Source organism: Shewanella aegiceratis (assembly GCF_019457495.1).
GTDB classification, from domain to species: domain Bacteria; phylum Pseudomonadota; class Gammaproteobacteria; order Enterobacterales; family Shewanellaceae; genus Shewanella; species Shewanella loihica.
The window spans coordinates 3,642,571-3,659,726 of record NZ_CP080416.1; the positions used below are offsets into that span (position 1 = coordinate 3,642,571).

The following is a 17,156-nucleotide window of genomic DNA, read 5'->3' on the forward strand; positions in this document are numbered from 1 at the left end:
ACCGCTATCGAACAATATTTGACCTAGGCCGTTTCACACCCTAATATTAGACCGACTAATCAGTCGGTTTTTAAGGTTGGCCCACAGACCTCGCCTCATAGGCCAGCTAACAAAGGTGAATATGCGGCGTTGAACTGAGATAGACAGGCGCCCCTAACGAGTAAGGATAAGCACAATGAACATGCCCGCAAACCTAGATGTCGGCCAAGGCCTCAACCAATTGCTGGCCAGGCAGAAGGCCAGCTTCCGTGAGCAAGGCGCCCCTTCGAGGCAGCAACGCGAGGCCCAGCTTATCGCCCTCAAGCAGGCGCTGCTGAGCCATCAGCAGGCGATCGTCGAGGCCCTCAATGCCGACTATGGCCACAGATCTCCTGATGACAGCCGCATCTCCGACATCATGCCCTGCGTCAACAACATCAACTACACCCTGAAGAAGCTCAAGGGCTGGATGAAGCCGAGCCGTCGCCACGCGGGTATCTTACTGGCGCCCGCCAAGGTGCAGGTGCAGTATCAGCCTCTGGGTGTTGTCGGCATCATAGTGCCGTGGAACTTCCCCGTGATGCTCTCCATCGGTCCCTTGATCACCGCCCTGGCCGCCGGCAACCGCGCCATGATCAAGTTGTCTGAATTTACCCCAGAGACCAACAGGGTGCTGAGGCAGATGCTGGCCGCCCTGTTCGATGAGACCCAGGTGGCTGTCGTCGAAGGCGAGGCCGAGGTCGCCGCCGCCTTCTCGGCGCTACCCTTCGATCATCTGCTGTTTACCGGCTCAACCACTGTTGGCCGCCATGTGATGCGCGCCGCCGCCGACAACCTCACCCCGGTCACCCTGGAGCTCGGCGGCAAGTCGCCGGTGATCATAGCGCCAGACATGCCGCTCGATACCGCCGTGGAGCGAATGATCTACGGCAAATGCCTCAACGCCGGGCAGATCTGCGTCGCCCCCGACTATGTGCTGCTGCCCAAGGGCCAGAGCCAGGCCTTCGTGCAGGCCTTCATTAACAGATTCAAGCAGATGTACGGCGAAATTGGCCAGAACCCAGACTACGGCGCCATCATCAATCAGCGTCAGTTCGATCGCCTGCAGGCGGTGCTGCAAGACGCCATCGACCTGGGCGCCCAGGTGACCCCCACCAGCAATGAAACCATGGCGCCAGACAGCCGCAAGCTGCCGGTGCAGCTGATAACCGGGGTTAACGAGCAGATGAAGGTGATGCAGGAGGAGATCTTCGGCCCACTGCTGCCCATCGTCGAATATGACAGCCTGGAGCAGGCGATCGACTATGTGAACGACCGCCCTCGCCCGCTGGCTCTCTATATCATGAGCTTCGATGCGGGGACTCAGCAGCGACTGCTAGAGCAGACCCACTCGGGTGGTGTCTGCATCAACGAAACCGTGTTCCATGTGGCAGCGGACGATGCCCCCTTCGGCGGCATTGGCCCTTCAGGCATGGGCCACTACCATGGCAAGGAAGGCTTCCTCACCATGAGCCACGCCAAGACCATATTGAGCCGTGGCAAGCTCAACACCGGCAAGCTGGTGCATCCTCCCTATGGCAATGGGATTCAGCAGCTGCTGATGAAGCTGTTTTTACGCTAACGGGCAGATTCAGATGACAGTAAGCAGCAAACGCACCAAGAAACAGGCCATCTTAGAGACCGCCCTGCAGCTGTTCGTCAGCCAGGGCTTTCACGGTACCAGCACGGCCACCATCGCCCGCGAGGCAGGGGTCGCGACAGGTACCCTGTTTCACCATTTCCCCTCTAAGGAGCAGCTGCTCGAGCAGCTGTTTCTCGGCGTTAAGCAAGAATTTGCCGACGCCATACAAGCGGGGGCAAGCAAGAATGGCAGCCTCAAGCAAGATGCCGAGCAGCTCTGGTTTGCGGCGCTGACCTGGGCCATGGCCAATCCGCTCAAGCAGGCGTTTTTTCAGCTCTATTCCATGTCACCCAACGTCGAGCAGTCGGTGCGGGATCAGGCGATGCACGGCATCCTAGGCTTTATCGCCGAATTGATCCGCAAGGGCCAGGCAAGCGGCGAGCTGGCCGAGTACCCCATCGAGCTGATGCAAGACAACTGCCACGGCCAATACCTGGCCGCCACCCGCTACTTTGTCGACCACCCTGAGCGTTGGCAACAAGCGCATGAGCGCAGCGCCAGCTTCGCCCTCTTCTGGAATGCCATGGCCAAAGTCTAGATATAGGTCTAGGTCTAATGCTTCAGTCCTAAAGGTGCTGCATTCGCCACGCCTCGCTGGTCGCCCCCTCGGCTTTGGTGATACACTCGATGGCTATTAAGCCGTCCAGCAAAGATAAAAATAACAAAAACAAGGAGTCCCATGGCCATTCAAGTCACCCGGCGTCAACTGATCAAGGCATTAGCCGCCGCAGGCATGCTCAGCCAACTGCCCGCCGCTAATGTGTTTGCCAACACGAATGCCTTGGGTAAGGGGAATACTAAGCCCCTCTATATCGACGGCCTCTCCTTTTTGCCGGAGGACTTAGCCGATCTCGGCGCCTCAAAGCTTGATGCCTACCTGTGTGATATCTCAGCCATCGAGGCCATAGAACAGGCCGATGGCACCACCAACTACAAACGCACCTATAACGCCTGCGTCAAGAGTATCGGCGAGGCCCTGACCAGGGTAAACGCCAACCCAGACAAGCTACTGCTGGGGCTCAGCGCCAAGGATATACAAACGGCCCATGACAGCGGCCGCACCGCCGTCTTCTTCCAGATCCAAGGCGCCGACTGCGTCGAGCAGAGCATAAATCAAGACCTTAATCAGGTGGATGAGTTTTATGAACGCGGCCTAAGGGTACTGCAGCTTACCCACCACTATGGCAACCAGTTTAGCGGCGGCGCCCTAGACAACGACGGCAAGCAGGGGCTCAACCTGCCGCTTACCAAGGCCGGCCATCAGCTGATCCACAAGCTCAACAGCAAGCGGATGCTGATCGATGTCAGCCACTCCAGCCCTCAGTCGGCGCTGGACAGCGCCAAGGCCAGCCGCGTGCCCATAGTGCAGAGCCACGGCGCCGTGCGCGCCATCGTCAATCACGCCCGCTGCTCACCCGATGAGGTGATCAAGGTGATCGCCGACACCGGCGGCTTGTTCGGCGTCTTCATGATGACCTTCTGGCTGACCACTGAGCACACGCCCACCACAGACCACTACCTGGCCCAGCTCAAGCATGTGGCCAATGTCGGCGGCATAGATGCCGTGGCGATTGCCAACGACTACCCGCTGCGGGGCCACGAGAAACTCTTGGAACTCGGCAACGACAACGCCGAAGGGGTGAAACAATATATCGAGTGGTGGCACAGCCTGCAGGCACGGGGTGTACTCGGCTTCGACCACGAACCTCAGCACGTGGTGATCCCCGCACTTAACCATATCGAGCGCATGGAGCGCATCGACACCGCCCTATCCCACGCCGGATTTAGCAGCGGCGATCGCGCCAAGATTATGGGCGGGAACTGGCAGCGGGTGTTGACCGAGGTACTAGGCTAGTCCCTCTGACCCAGGCTGGTTACTCTTACCTAGGCTGGTTAACGGCCAGCCTAATGACGCTTTCTTAAAGTTTCCTTTTAGAACATCTACCCGATTTCGTATATGAAAGGCATCCTTTAACCAAGACAGCATGGTGTATCAATTGCCTGCGGCAGGTGCAGTGCATGGAGGCACCAATGTCGTGATCACATGGATGTGAATGAGCGACCTACTGTGCAGATACGCCTATGAGACGCCGCGAGTACGCTCCCTGTAGGCTCTGCCGAAACATCCCTGTTTCGGAAGCTCACCGGCGTATCTACACCCAGTTATCCATCTCTTCGATTTGACCTTAATGGAAAACTTCTGGACAAAAATGAGCTAGCTACTTGGGCTCTGTCCCGTCAATTCGGATTAATGATTCTCTGGATTTAACATAAAACTAAAAGGAAACATGAACTGGCGGGCTTATTGATACAAAAAGCGTTACAGTTTGCCGAATCCGTTTGAGCGCCAGTTAAGTGATTAATTATATGTGAGTTTATTAAGCATCACCGCCACCACCATCTCCTCCGCCATCGAAGCCACCGAAATCACTGCCGCTGCTACCGTCGTCAGATAAACCAGAACTATTGCTATGAGAGGCAATCACAGATGACAAAAATAATAGTTCAAAAAACCTAGGTTTAGTTTGCTGCACCTCAACATTTGAAGCAGTTGATCTGATTTGTGATAGTGCAACATTTAAAACGATCAAAGCCCCAACGAAGGGAATAAAAATAACAAATAGTGTTTGGAATATTATTTGGAAAGGCTCAAAGACATCTGACTTTATAGCATAATAAATAGCCATCAAGTCTAGGTAGATCAATGCCAATGCAAGTGCGCCGATTATGTATAGTTCCATATATTTAACTTAACATTTCATTAGAGAGCATGCACATTTACCGCATTAAGCGCACCCACATCCGCACACTTAACTTACTGCATTAATTAAAACCTATCAGCTTTTCATTAAATACACCATCCAGAGAAACTCGCATACGCGTTTTCCAAACTTCCCACCTAGCGAGCTTAAATTTAAACGCATGAAATTAATGATTTTTTCATTCACTCGGTTTACCGCCTATAGAAAACAAAGTGGCAAAGATGCACTAAGTTCTCCTATCTATCAGCAACAAATGCAGTCAAATCGAAGAGACGTTGAATACCGAGTGTAGATACGCCAGTGACCTTCGGTTTCAGGGATGAAACCGCAGAGCGGCCAGGGATGGTGAACAGCGTGTCACGGGCGTATCTGCACTTACGTCGTTCTCTCATATCCCTGTGATCACGACATTCGTACTTCCATGTACAGCACCCGCCGGGCAGGCGTTAGGTAGCAATGAAGGTACGACCTTCAATTCCCCCTATAAACTCACATACCGTGAAATGCCAAAGCATTAACCCCTTAACCACCATGGCAAACAACCAATCCCACGATACACTGAAACTAATATCGCTAAGAGATTCAACGCAGAAGGTTTAGCATGCCCAAACCATCCTGGCTACGCCTGGTCATTCTCACCTCAGTCACCATGCTGGCATTCGCGGCCAATTCACTCTTCTGCCGTGAGGCACTGGCTTCGGGCAGTATCGGCGCGGCCAGTTTCACCCTGATACGTATCACTTCCGGCTCACTAATGTTGGGGATACTGGTATCACCTCAAATTCGCGCCGGTGGCCTTGGCGGCAACTGGCTCTCGGCAACGGCGCTATTTGGTTACGCGGTCGCATTCTCTTTTGCCTACAACAGCCTAAGCGCCGGCACGGGAGCCTTGTTACTGTTCGGTGCGGTGCAGATCACCATGATCCTCTACGGTTTATGGTCGGGCGAGCGGATAAATCGAAAACAGATGGTAGGAGCCCTGCTGGCTGGAGCGGGATTGGTATGGTTACTGCTGCCGGGGGTGAGTGCTCCACCCTTAATTGGCGCTGTGCTGATGATAATCGCCGGGGTTTCCTGGGGCATCTACTCCCTGCTCGGCAGAGGCACTAAGCGTCCAACCCTGGCCACGGCGGGAAATTTTATTCGCGCAGTGCCCATGGCCCTGGTGCCTTTTGCCCTGCTCGTCCACTCTGATACGATCAGCGCCACCGGGATTGGCTTCGCCGTCGCCTCAGGCGCCCTCGCCTCGGGGCTGGGCTACGCCCTATGGTATTTAGTCCTGCCCTCGCTTTCTGCCGTCACCGCCGCGACCGTGCAGCTCAGTGTGCCGATTATTGCCGCCTTCGGAGGCTTCATCTGGATCGGCGAGGCATTAACAAGCAGACTCCTGTTTGCCTCCATCGCCGTACTCGGCGGCATCGCCCTGTTTGTCATGAGTAAACAAGGCCATGGATCCACAAATGAAGTCAACTCGAAGAAGCGGTAAAAAAATAGTGTTTGCACTATCCCCTAGTCGATTCCCAAAAGAGCAAAGTAAGAAACCTTCATAACAAGAATTGAAGTCAAATCGAAGATATGTTGGACACCCAGTGTAAACACAATTTTGGCCTTCGAAATCAGGGATGATTTCGTAGAGCCCACAGGGATGTGCTCGTGGCGTGCCAAAATAGTGTTTGCACTATCCCCGCCGGGCAGGCGATAGGTAACAGCCAAGATTCGACTGACAGTGAACTGGCGATACAAAAGCCGTCCATCTCAGACCCTTGAGATAAGTGTTCCTGACACAAATCCCCTCTTTGGCCTTCCCTGGCCACCGGGGATAACTTCCCCATAAACGTAAGTCCCTATACAAAAAAGCCACGGCAATTGCCGTGGCTTTCAGCGGTGGCTTCCTAGCCACCTTTTGGAGTGTTAACTATGTTAGTAACCGGTTGATATTGATTAAGAAATATTAGTGTTTCTTAGCGTAATCAGCGGCTTGTTCACCGGCTAGGCGACCAAAGGTGATGATGTCAGAGATAGCGTTACCACCAAGACGGTTTGCACCGTGAACACCACCTGTTACTTCACCCGCGCCGTATAGGCCTGGAATCACCTGTTTCTTGGCATCCATTACCTCGGCCTTAGTATCGATCATCACGCCGCCCATGGTGTGGTGAACACCAGGAGTCACTTCGATGGCATAGTAGTTACCTTCGTTCAGTGCGCGTGGCAGGTTAGGACGCTCGAAATCGGCATCTTTACCGCTGGTCACGAAGCTGTTGTAACGAGCTACAGTCTCGGTCAACGCCTTGCCATCGATACCTTCCAGCTTACCTAGTTTCTCCAGGCTATCTGCGCTAGGTGCTACACCCAGGCCGATATACTTGTCGATCTTCTTCAGTGACTTACGTACTGAATCATCGAAGATCAAGTAAGCAGACTTACCGGTTTGCTGAAGGATTGCCGCAGCCGCCTTGTCACGAGTGGTGATCTCGTTGACGAAACGCTTACCTTCACGGTTAACCAGGATAGCGCCGTTACCACGAACCGCTTCGGTCACCATCACACCACCTTTAACAGATAGGGTTGGGTGAGCCTGGATGTATTCAAGATCTTTCATCGCCGCGCCAGCGTTTGCTGCTACGTCGATACCATCACCGACTGCACCTGGTTGGTTAGTCGATACGAAGCCTTTCAGCTTAGGATCCAGCTTAGACACGCGTTCGTTGTTCTTAGCAAAACCACCGGTAGCCAGAATCACTGCATCGGCTTTCACCCAGTAGTAACCCTTGTACATACCCTTAACCAGGATACCTTTCACCTTACCGCTGTCGTCTTTGAGGATCTCAACACCGCGAGTGTTCATGCGGATGTCGATGTTGCGCTTAACCGCGTTATCGTAAAGCACCTGTACCACGTGTGCGCCAACACCAGCACCACCTGTAGGACGGTGTGAACGGTTAACAGAAGCACCACCCATACGACCTACGTCGCTTAGATCGGCGCCCATGCCAGTCATCCAGTCGACAGAGCCTTTTGAGTGAGAAGAAAGGATCTTAACCAACTCAGGATCGTTGATGTTACGACCACCTTTCATGGTGTCTTTAAACATGATCTCTGGGTCATCTTTGATGTTTTTCGCTTTTTGCTGATCGGTCCAAGCGGCGTTCATACCACCGGCCGCCAACTTGGCGTTACCGCCGATAACCGGCTCTTTCTCGATCAGAATCACTTTAGCGCCATTATCGTGGGCCGATACTGCGGCAGAGAAACCTGCGCCGCCTGAACCTACAACCACTACGTCAACGGTATCGCGAGGTGCGCTAGCAAGAGCCGCTTGACGTTCTGCCTTGTCTTTCGCCAGTTCGGCGATAGTTGGCTCGTGACGTTCCCACTTCTTGGCATAAGGCATGTTGAAATCGAAGCTATGGCAAGAGTCACAGTAGACCATAGATTTTTCGTGTGCGCTGTGGCAAGAAGTACAAGAAACATCACCAGGGAAGTGAGAATCGTGGGCGTTGTAGTGTTCATGCTTAGTGCTTTCAGCCACTTCCGCTAGGGTACCGTGACAAGAAACACACTGAGCATTTTCATAGGTCAGGCTGTCGTTTGATAGCTCACCGTCTGCTTGGTGACAGCTATCACACTCTTGGTTTTGGGCGTGGAAATCAGCCAAGTTGTCGGCTGCCATGGCGTTGCCCATGAATCCGGCTGTGCCCATCAAGGTGGCTAGACAAACCGCAAGTTTCATCTTTTTCATCTTTGCTCCCCCTTCTAAACTTACAGGTTTAACCCGCTGAATTTAGAAGCACTTACATTATATTTAGATTAAAGTGGTTCACACTTCACTTTAGAAGAAAGCCTTAACCGGTATTGATGAGTACCTCGGGCTTTCACTATCGCTCAACTAAATAATTAACCAGGAAAGAGAAGCCAGCAATCGCGCCACCGCTTTAGGCTTCAGAAATGACACCTCAATCACAGCCCTCAAGATCGCCTATGCAAGTATGCATAATCACAAAGAGGTATATGCAAAAATGCATAGCCTTGTGAGATCCCGGTCACGCAGCATTCCCACTGGGGTTGGGTTAGATAAGAAATCGCTAATTCGCGTAATACAGCACAGTTTATTGCTGCGGAAAATTGTAGTATTTCAGCATGAAACGCTTACTGCTCTGCCTAATCTTCTTCAGCTTTCCCGCACTATCGCAGGAGAGTATCGTCTTTGGCGTCCACTCGAAAACTGCGCCGCTGGAGTGGCGCAACAACGGTGTGGATCAGGGTTTCAACATAGAGTTGATGCACAGGATCGGCCAGCTGACCGATAAACGGATCATCATCCGCCGTAAGAGCTTTCAACAGCTGGTGAAAGATGTGCACAATCCGGGCAGCGACATCGACGTGATCGCCGTGGTCAGCCCGGTAAATCTGGATCGCAAGCTCAGCCAGTCCGATCCCATCTACGCCACCCACGCCAAGGCCTATACCCTGCAAGGCAAGGCGCTGATCAACAGCTGGACAGATCTGGTGGGCAAGCGGGTCGCCATCAAGAAGGGCGCCTTCGTCGACGTCTACCTGTCGGGCTACCCACAGAAATTCAACCGTGTGGATGTCGACCTGTATGAGACCGGGTTTAAGCAGCTGATCGAGGGCGAGGTCGACGTGGTGATCGCCGAGAGCTTCGTGGCCCGCCGCCTGCTGCCCCTCTACCCTTCGGTGCGCAGCTCGAGTGATGCCCTCATCTATGGCGCCTTCAACTTCGTCTGCAACGGCAAGAAGGCCGCCTTGATGCAGGAGATCAACGACGCCCTACGTCAGCTCAAGCTATCTGGAGAGTATGACCGCCTGGTCAACAAGTGGTTTGGTACCGGCCGCGAGAAGGTGGACCTGACCTCCACCGAGAAACGCATGTTCTCCCTGGCTATCCTGGTGGCCATTGTCTCGGCCAGCGGCATGATCTATACCGGCTTCATCAGCGCCAGCCTGCGCAGACGTAAGAAGGCCCTGGACGCCGAGCTCATTCAACGTCGCCGGGTCGAGGCGGAGATCTCCAACATCTCCAAGCAGTTTCAGTCGGTATTGGACGGTATTCCCCACGGCGTGACCATAGTCAACCGCGAGCTGCAACGCCTGTGGAGTAACGACAACAATGTGCATCTGCTGATCTCTGAGGACTTCCATTACATAGACGACCAAGCCTTCGATCTCAGACCGGCCGTGCTGCAGGTGCTCAACGAGCAGAAGTCGCTGATTGCCGACATGATGTATCAGGAGCAATATTGGCAGCTGCAGATCCACCCCATCGCCAATGATCAGGTGGTGGTGCTGCTGGAAGAATCCACCGAGCAGCACAAGCTGCGTCAGGCCAACGAAGAGGCCAGCCGTTTAGCATCGCTTGGGGAGCTGTCTGCCGGCATCGCCCACGAGATCAACAACCCGACTGGGCTGATCCTGCACGCCATCTCGCTATTTTCGGCGGCCATCAAGGACCTAAATCCGGCGGCCAACTATTATCAGCAGCAGAACCCCTTCTGGCAGATCGCCGGGCTCGCGCCCAGCCAGGCCATGGAGGAGATGGCGGTGAGCAGCGACACCATAGAGGAGGCCGCCAAGCGCATCAGCCGTATCGTCAACGATCTCAAGCGCTACGCCCTACCTAATCTCACCCAAGATCATACGCTAGTCTGCCTCAATGAGGTGGTCGAGGTGGCACTGCGTCTCACCGCTAACCAGACCAAGACCCGGCAGGTGACTAAGCTGCTACACCTCCCCAGTCCGAGGATCATGGGGGATGCCCAGCAGCTGCATCAGGTGTTGATCAACCTGATCCAAAACGCCTGTCATGCCTGTGCGGCCCATGAAGGCAGCATTCAGATCAGCACCCAGGTGAATCAGGGGCGGGCCCTGATCAAGGTCAACGACAATGGCTGCGGCATGGACAGCGCCACCCTCAAGCGTATCACAGAGCCCTTCTTCACCACCCGGCGCACCGAGGGGGGCAGCGGCCTGGGCCTGTCGGTCTGCAGCCGTATTATCAAAGAGCATCAGGGTCAGATGCAGATACACTCGGCGCCCGGTAAGGGCACACGTATCCAACTTAGTTTTGCCTTGGTTCAGGAGTAGCAACAACAGATGAAACTTGCACGCAATATCCTATTGGTCGATGACGAGGCCTCCTGGCTGCGCACCCTGGCGGTGACCCTCAACCGTCTGGTGCCCGAGGCAGAGATAGACACCTGCGTCGACAGTCGCCAGGTACTCAATCGCCTGCAGGTGGGCGACTATGCCCTGGTGCTGCTGGATCTCACCATGCCCTTCCACTCAGGTGAAGAACTGCTGGGGATGATCCGCGCCGAACACCCCAACACCCGGGTGATCATAGTCACGGGCGTCAACGAGGTGGATACCGCGGTGCGCTGCATCAAGCATGGCGCCTATGACTACTTCATCAAGACAGACAATGTCAGCGACCTGGCCCATACGGTGCGCCGCGCGCTGGAGGTGGTGGGGCTTGAGCGCAACTATCTGCATATCAAGGAGCGCTTTCTCAGCCGCACCTTAGACAACCCCAAGGCCTTCAATAACATACTCACCTGTGAGCCGGCGCTGCTGGATCAATTTCGCTATCTCGAGGCCGTCGCCTTCAGCCCAGAACCCCTGTTGATCCACGGCGAGAGCGGTACCGGCAAGAGCGAGTTTGCCCGCTCCTGCCATCAGCTATTCAGTCCAGAGCACCCCTTCGTCAACCTCAACCTGGCGGGGATCAACAGCGACACCTTCGAGCTTAAGCTGTGTGGCCGCCTGAGTCATAAGCCAAACGGTGAGGTCGATGCAGTTACCGGCCTGTTACACCAGGCAGGCAGTGGTGTGCTCTACCTGAGCGAGATAGGCGCCCTGCCCCTGAGCGCCCAGATCACCTTGCTGGAGCTTATTGAGAGCCGAAGCTACTCGCCCCAGGGCAGCGACAGCCGCTTCCCCATCAAGTGTAAGTTTGTGGTCTCCACCCAGGACGATCTGCTGACCCTCAACAAGGCTGGTGAGTTTCGCAGCGATCTCCTCTACCGCCTGCGCGCCCACAAGATAAGGCTGCCTAGGCTGGCCGAGCGCCCGCTGGACATCGCCATGCTGATCAACCACTTCATCGCCGAGGCCGCCGAGGAGATGTCCCTGAGCGCGCCGCAGCAGCCCAGGGATCTGGCAGCTAAACTGCTGGATTACGACTTTCCCGGTAACCTTAACGAGCTCAAGGGGATGGTGTTCGATGCCGTCAGTCGCAGCGACGGCGTTACCCTCAATATCTCCCCCTTCATGGAGGCGATAAAGGAGCATAAGTCGCTGGACGCCGCCCCCGGAGATTACATCATCTTTCCTAAGTCGCTGCCCACCCTGGCACAGATGAATCAGGCCTTGATCGATGAGGCCATGAGCCGCACCGCCAACAACCAGACCGCCGCCGCGCAGATGCTAGGGATCAGCCAGAGCGCCCTCAGCCGGCGCCTGACCAAGGGGCACTGACCCAAGTCGCCTATCGAGAGGTTAGAAGCTACAACAATTAAAAAAGGGACGCGTAGCGTCCCTTTTTACTCTCAAGCGAATAAGTTAAAGGAGCTCCAATGTCTTAGTCGCAAGCAAATTATTATTGAGATCAGATAATTCCACTGTCAATTTACCCTTGAACAGCTCATCGTCGTCAAACGAGATACGCGTACTCCATGTGTCCTCCTGGCTTCCCCACAAGAAGTTCGTCTGCACTATCTCTTTGCGTCCCTTATCGTCCTCTTTAGTCCACTTGGCGATAAAGGCGACCTTGCTCCGTTGATCCACGCCTTTTTGCGGCTCAACTTCGAAGACCATTCCTAACACCAGGCTGGGTGAGGCATCAAAACGCTTACGCTTCTCGTAAATCCTATACTTCTTGTAATAACGGCTGTATTCAATTGCACCGGCTTCAACACCCTCCAACATCACCTGAACATCCGAGACGCCATACTCCTGTTTAACCAAATCCCGGATGAGCTGAATCTCTTTGGCATCAAAATGTCCGTAAGTATAAAGCTGGCTTATTATCCAATGCAGCAACTTACGCGAATCGTCAGTCACCGCATTTTTCTGATCTTTCTTCGGCAAGTCCGCCAACTTAGAGAGCGCAAGCAGTTCGGTGCAGCGCTTCACATCTCTCAACTCATCCTTGGCCAGGCAGTATATTTTCCCCATCCTCAGTTGAGATCGCGCATCATAACCCTGCTCCACAGCAGCGCTATAAAACTCCACCGCCTTGGCCAGATCCTGAGTCACCTCTTCGCCCTCATCGTATAACAAGCCGAGCCAATTACTGGCCGACGCATAACCTAAGGAGGAACCTATCTCTACCCAGCTTATCCCATCCGTCACCAGACGTGTGCCTTCCTGACTGTCATCGACCCCCATCAGCTCTGTGGTCTGCTTCCCTTGAGTCTCTTTAAGCAACTGCTTGCCCTTTTGCACCAGCTTAACCCCGTAGTTATAAGCAGAGCGACCATCGCCGGCTAACGCGGCTTGATGATAATAGGCAAGTGCCTGAGAAGGACTATTTTTAACTTTATTATCAAAGTTATAGCCATCGGCGATGATAGCCAGGTCATAGCCCAGCTGGTGTGCAAGGTCAGGTTTTACTCCCGCCATCTCATGGTATTCAGACAGCACCAAGGTTCGTTTCAAGTAATCGGCCACATAAGCATTTTCATGTTGCTGCCAATACCAAGTATTCTGGCCGTGCGCCGTCTTGTCATAATAAAGGTGCTCGACCCGCTTACCTTGTTTCTCGAGCACATATTGCATACGTTGCGAGTGTTCAAAGTCGGCGATTCGATCCTCTTTACCGGCAATTAACAACACTGGCGCCTCTATCTTATCGGCCAGATAGACGGGGGAATACCTCAACAAGTCGTCACTCAGCTCACCGACAATTTCACTCACTGTCTTGCGATATTCCTCAAGGACCTTGTAATTGCTACCGTTGAATAGGAGCGGAAGATCATAGACACCATAGGCACCTACGGCGCATTGATAATCCTTGGGGTGGCTAATGGCTAGCATCAATGCTGAATAGCCACCATAACTCGCCCCCATGGCGCACATCTTCTGGAAGGGATATTGTTTCCTGACACGATTAACCGCTGCCGTGATATCTTGCTCAATGGCCTTTCCAAACTCGCCCTTACCACTATTTAAGAAAGACTTGCCATATCCCTGAGAGCCGCGAAAGTTCACCCTTAATACGGCAAAACCACGGCTGGCAAAATACTGTGTATCGTTGTTGAAATAGTTATAGTCACGTATACCGATAGGTCCACCATGGGGCATAACAAGCAAGACACCATTACGACTCTGCGAATAAGGCAAGGTGAGATAGCCTTCGACGTTAACACCGGGCACACTCTCTACGCTAAAGACCTGAGTCTCAGACAAGTCAAAGGCCATCAGTTCAGGATTCAGCTCAGTCAACAACTCAACTTTGTTCGCCTCTTGGTCATAGAGATAGTAGCTACCGGGGTCATTTGAGGCATAGACAAATAATACTTGGTGCTTGTTATCAGGCGCATAGGCACTAACAACCCCTTCTTTACCCTTAAAATGATGCTTAATCAGTGAGTCGCCTTCTGTCGTACCACTATCGAGAAATTGGATAACATGCTGGCCATTTTCAACATAGGTCACCGAGCTTATGCCATTGCCGGCATTATTCACCTGTCCGCTGACAAGATCATACTTAGGATGTTCATAGATAAGCTTACCAAGCTTTTGGCTAGCAATATCAAATTCATAGAGCGCAATCTTATCTGTGTTTTCGTTGCTCAAGACCGCCAGCCTATCATCGCCGATAAAGCCAATGGGACTAAATTGCACCTTCTTATCTGTGATCTCAAACAGGTGCTTCCAGCGTCTATCTGTCAACTCTCGATAAAGCACCTCTCCCTTCATCGCCTCAATATCAACGGTCACGGCAAACAAGGCTTTGCGTATATTGTCCCAACCAAAAAAAGCTACATCTTTAAGTTTTTGTTCGACAAGGCTGGCCTTGTCGAAATCCTTATCCAGCAGCTGTGTCAGGGTCAGTTTATAGAGTTGGTAGCTGAGTCGTCCGTCATAGCGATTCTTGGCGAAAAGCACATGGTTGGGCTCATCAACAAGCGGATCCACCAGGTAGCTATCGTTTGGCAGCGACACCAACTCAGAGGTAAATTTTCCCTCCTTCTCTGACAACTTGAGTAGCACATGCCTAGATTCACCACGCTTTACATAATGGATATAGAGCATCTCATCATTGATCCAACTATATTCACTCAGTCGCTCATCGCTATCAAATGAGCCGATATGTTGATACTCCTTGTCGCGAGTATCGATAAGTGAAATATAGGATTTGCCCTCCTCCACGATAAGTGCAGAGATATGCTTACCATCAGGCGTAAATGTCACGTGGGACATCATGGGAGAGCGATAAAGCGTCGAAGCCGGGATAGGCAACGCATGAGTAGAAAGGCTAATGATTAACAGCGCTAAGGCGATCAAATACTTCATAGTGCAGCCTCCTTCGACTCGCTTAAGCCTTCTGCAAATTGGAGAAAGTTATCTTTTCCAGGGCCTGAATAACGCACCTGACGCGACTGCAAAATGTTAGGAAAAGAAGTTTCGAGAAAGCGCAGAGCCTTGGTTGAACGATTTTCGAGGATAATCTCTGCCGACGTGATCTCCCACAATCCCTGAATTTCTATGTTCAAGTCCCCCACATAGCTCACCTGATTCGGCCGGACTTCAAAATCCCAGTAGCCCTCCTCAAGCTCCATATAGACGTAGCGCCCAAACTTCACATCTTCGATTCGATAATGGCCGGCCGGCACATCCACCAATATATAATTACTACCAAACTTAAGATCGCGCTCGGTCAACATCAGCTTGTTATCACCGCCGATAAGAATACTGTGTAATCCCCAATTGGTATCAACACCGATCAGCAGGTAACCACTGTTTTCAGCTAAGGTTTTATCAACATCTTTTGAAATGGACTGTAGCCTTTGGGCACAGCCAGAGAGGGTACTCACCACTATGATGAGTAATAATGTCATGAATTGTTTCATCGAATTCCCTTTCGTCTATCTATTACAAGCGACGATTAATTACCGTTTCTCATTTTCTAGTAATAAAGTGCTATATCAATCGCTCTAAAATACCCAAATAAAACAAAAAATCAACACTTTTAACAAACACTTAATTAACCAAGCGCTAATGCACATCGCTGATGAATGACGCTTGCTGGCACCCCTTTCCTCAGACTCAAATAATAAAAAGGCCCGCCAGAGGCGAGCCAATTATCAATAAAACGAAACCGTAAGATAACCTTAACTAACCTCACTGGTACGAGGCACAGCGACAGCCTGCTCCTCGTCATGGGCATTCTCTGTGGCGTCGACTATGGTGAGCACCGCGGCGTCACCCACGACGTTACAAGAGGTCAGTACCATGTCGATCAGTCGGTCAAGTGCCGCGACAATCACAAAGGCCTCGACTGGCAGACCCATCTGGTGGATCAGCACGCCAATCATCACCATGCCGCCGCCTGGCACGCCGCCTGCGCCAACAGACAACAAGAAGATGCTGAACAGCAGGGCTGGCAGCTGATCCATGGCGATAGGAGCGCCGAATGAGTTGGCCACAAAGAAGATGGCGATGGTGATATAGATAGAGACGCCGCCCATGTTCATGGTCGCCCCCAGCGGCACGCCGAAACCGGCCACGGCGCGCTTGACGCCCAGCTTCTCGGTCAGGGTACGCATGGTAACAGGGATGGTGGCATTCGAGCTGGCGGTCGACAGGGAGAATAGGATCTGCTCCTGTGTCTTGGCGCGGAAGGTCTTAGCAGACACAGGGGTAAACAGGCTCACCGCCCAAGGGTAGACCACGAAGATCCACAGGAGCAGCAGGCTGAGTATCACCACCAGGTATTCGACCACGCTGAGAAACAGGCTCGCCTCCAGGGTCGCGCCCAGCTTAAACATCAGCGCAAACACACCGATAGGCGCCAGCTGCATTACCACACTGATAAGCTTCATCATCAGCTTGTTGCCTTCCATAAAGCCCTGTTGCAACAGCGGCACGGCGCCATTCATCGCCTTGATGACACCACCGACCAGCAGCGCCATGAAGATCACCTGCAGCATGTTGCCCGAGGTGAAGGCGGCTACCGGGTTGCTCGGCACTATGTTGACGATTAGCTGCATCAGGTTAGGCAGCTCGGTTGCTGTGATCTCGGCGCCCGTGCCCCCTGTCATGTCGACCCCGAGTCCCGGCTTAAGCAGCAGGGCCACGGTCAGGGCGGCGAAGATCGCCACCAGGGTGTTGATGATGTAGAAACCGAAGGTCTTGCCACCGAGGCGACCGAAGCTCTTGAGGTCATCGAGTTCCAGCACGCCGCAGACGATGCTGACGAAGACCAGGGGCACCACCATCATCATGATCATGTTGACGAACATGGTACCTAAGCCTGAAGCGACCTCGACCAGAGTGCCGGAGAAGAACCCGACATCGGCCAAGAAGTATTGAATGATGCTACCCAGAATCAGGCCAGAAAAGAGGCCGATAAAGATGCGCGTAGAAAGTGATTTAGTCATATGCTTGCCTTGTTTTGCTGCGCATCTATCGTGCGCTTTTTTTCTTCTCCATCTGACGTGGAGATAGTGATGAGAACCGTGGCTCTCCCGTTACTGGTCAGTGATAGT

The 17,156-nt window shown here is 53.0% G+C and carries 11 protein-coding genes; 6 read left to right on the plus strand and 5 right to left on the minus strand.

Going from position 1 to position 17,156, the window contains the following annotated elements; genetic code table 11:
* Nucleotides 1-175 precede the first annotated feature (175 nt).
* From K0H80_RS15920 to K0H80_RS15930, 3 genes are all read left to right on the plus strand, one after another.
* Entirely contained in the window at nucleotides 176-1,600 is a 1,425-nt protein-coding gene (locus tag K0H80_RS15920) for a coniferyl aldehyde dehydrogenase (protein WP_220072222.1), read from the plus strand.
* 13 nt (nucleotides 1,601-1,613) lie between these two features.
* Nucleotides 1,614-2,198, plus strand: coding sequence for a TetR/AcrR family transcriptional regulator (locus K0H80_RS15925; RefSeq protein WP_220072223.1), 585 nt, complete (start codon nucleotides 1,614-1,616; stop codon nucleotides 2,196-2,198).
* 141 nt (nucleotides 2,199-2,339) lie between these two features.
* Nucleotides 2,340-3,515: a membrane dipeptidase gene (locus tag K0H80_RS15930; RefSeq protein WP_220072224.1), complete on the plus strand. Its 1,176-nt coding sequence runs from the start codon at nucleotides 2,340-2,342 to the stop codon at nucleotides 3,513-3,515.
* A gap of 523 nt (nucleotides 3,516-4,038) precedes the next feature.
* Here K0H80_RS15930 and K0H80_RS15935 read toward each other — a convergent pair.
* Nucleotides 4,039-4,401 (minus strand): hypothetical protein, encoded by a 363-nt coding sequence (locus tag K0H80_RS15935; RefSeq protein WP_220072225.1) that lies wholly within the window; start codon nucleotides 4,399-4,401, stop codon nucleotides 4,039-4,041.
* A 622-nt stretch (nucleotides 4,402-5,023) separates the two neighbouring features.
* Here K0H80_RS15935 and K0H80_RS15940 point away from each other — a divergent pair.
* Nucleotides 5,024-5,908: a DMT family transporter gene (locus K0H80_RS15940; RefSeq protein WP_220072226.1), complete on the plus strand. Its 885-nt coding sequence runs from the start codon at nucleotides 5,024-5,026 to the stop codon at nucleotides 5,906-5,908.
* Nucleotides 5,909-6,373: 465 nt separating this feature from the next.
* Here the strand turns inward: K0H80_RS15940 and K0H80_RS15945 are convergent, their stop codons facing one another.
* On the minus strand, nucleotides 6,374-8,164 hold the full coding sequence (locus K0H80_RS15945; RefSeq protein WP_011866908.1) for a flavocytochrome c: 1,791 nt from the start codon (nucleotides 8,162-8,164) through the stop codon (nucleotides 6,374-6,376).
* 398 nt (nucleotides 8,165-8,562) lie between these two features.
* Here K0H80_RS15945 and K0H80_RS15950 point away from each other — a divergent pair, with 398 nt between their 5' ends.
* Together K0H80_RS15950 and K0H80_RS15955 are read left to right on the plus strand one after the other, a co-directional pair.
* Nucleotides 8,563-10,527, plus strand: coding sequence for an ATP-binding protein (locus K0H80_RS15950; RefSeq protein WP_220058999.1), 1,965 nt, complete (start codon nucleotides 8,563-8,565; stop codon nucleotides 10,525-10,527).
* A gap of 9 nt (nucleotides 10,528-10,536) precedes the next feature.
* Nucleotides 10,537-11,919, plus strand: a complete 1,383-nt coding sequence (locus K0H80_RS15955) for a sigma-54-dependent transcriptional regulator (protein WP_220072227.1) — start codon at nucleotides 10,537-10,539, stop codon at nucleotides 11,917-11,919.
* 84 nt (nucleotides 11,920-12,003) lie between these two features.
* Here the strand turns inward: K0H80_RS15955 and K0H80_RS15960 are convergent, their stop codons facing one another.
* The 3 genes from K0H80_RS15960 to K0H80_RS15970 form a co-directional block, all read right to left on the minus strand.
* Nucleotides 12,004-14,961: a prolyl oligopeptidase family serine peptidase gene (locus K0H80_RS15960; RefSeq protein ID WP_220072228.1), complete on the minus strand. Its 2,958-nt coding sequence runs from the start codon at nucleotides 14,959-14,961 to the stop codon at nucleotides 12,004-12,006.
* The gene (locus K0H80_RS15965; protein ID WP_220072229.1) at nucleotides 14,958-15,518 is read right to left on the minus strand and encodes a hypothetical protein; all 561 of its coding nucleotides are present in this window, start codon (nucleotides 15,516-15,518) and stop codon (nucleotides 14,958-14,960) included. Before K0H80_RS15965 ends, K0H80_RS15960 begins: the two co-directional genes overlap by 4 nt.
* Before the next feature lie 261 nt (nucleotides 15,519-15,779).
* Nucleotides 15,780-17,048, minus strand: a complete 1,269-nt coding sequence (locus K0H80_RS15970) for a dicarboxylate/amino acid:cation symporter (protein WP_220072230.1) — start codon at nucleotides 17,046-17,048, stop codon at nucleotides 15,780-15,782.
* Nucleotides 17,049-17,156 lie beyond the last annotated feature (108 nt).

What these genes read in the sequence shown, in the direction of transcription:
- K0H80_RS15920 (WP_220072222.1), top strand. Translation starts at nt 176, where the DNA reads ATGAACATGCCCGCAAACCTAGATGTCGGCCAAGGCCTCAACCAATTG.
- K0H80_RS15925 (WP_220072223.1), top strand. Translation starts at nt 1,614, where the DNA reads ATGACAGTAAGCAGCAAACGCACCAAGAAACAGGCCATCTTAGAGACC.
- K0H80_RS15930 (WP_220072224.1), top strand. Translation starts at nt 2,340, where the DNA reads ATGGCCATTCAAGTCACCCGGCGTCAACTGATCAAGGCATTAGCCGCC.
- K0H80_RS15935 (WP_220072225.1), bottom strand. Translation starts at nt 4,401, where the DNA reads ATGGAACTATACATAATCGGCGCACTTGCATTGGCATTGATCTACCTA.
- K0H80_RS15940 (WP_220072226.1), top strand. Translation starts at nt 5,024, where the DNA reads ATGCCCAAACCATCCTGGCTACGCCTGGTCATTCTCACCTCAGTCACC.
- K0H80_RS15945 (WP_011866908.1), bottom strand. Translation starts at nt 8,164, where the DNA reads ATGAAAAAGATGAAACTTGCGGTTTGTCTAGCCACCTTGATGGGCACA.
- K0H80_RS15950 (WP_220058999.1), top strand. Translation starts at nt 8,563, where the DNA reads ATGAAACGCTTACTGCTCTGCCTAATCTTCTTCAGCTTTCCCGCACTA.
- K0H80_RS15955 (WP_220072227.1), top strand. Translation starts at nt 10,537, where the DNA reads ATGAAACTTGCACGCAATATCCTATTGGTCGATGACGAGGCCTCCTGG.
- K0H80_RS15960 (WP_220072228.1), bottom strand. Translation starts at nt 14,961, where the DNA reads ATGAAGTATTTGATCGCCTTAGCGCTGTTAATCATTAGCCTTTCTACT.
- K0H80_RS15965 (WP_220072229.1), bottom strand. Translation starts at nt 15,518, where the DNA reads ATGAAACAATTCATGACATTATTACTCATCATAGTGGTGAGTACCCTC.
- K0H80_RS15970 (WP_220072230.1), bottom strand. Translation starts at nt 17,048, where the DNA reads ATGACTAAATCACTTTCTACGCGCATCTTTATCGGCCTCTTTTCTGGC.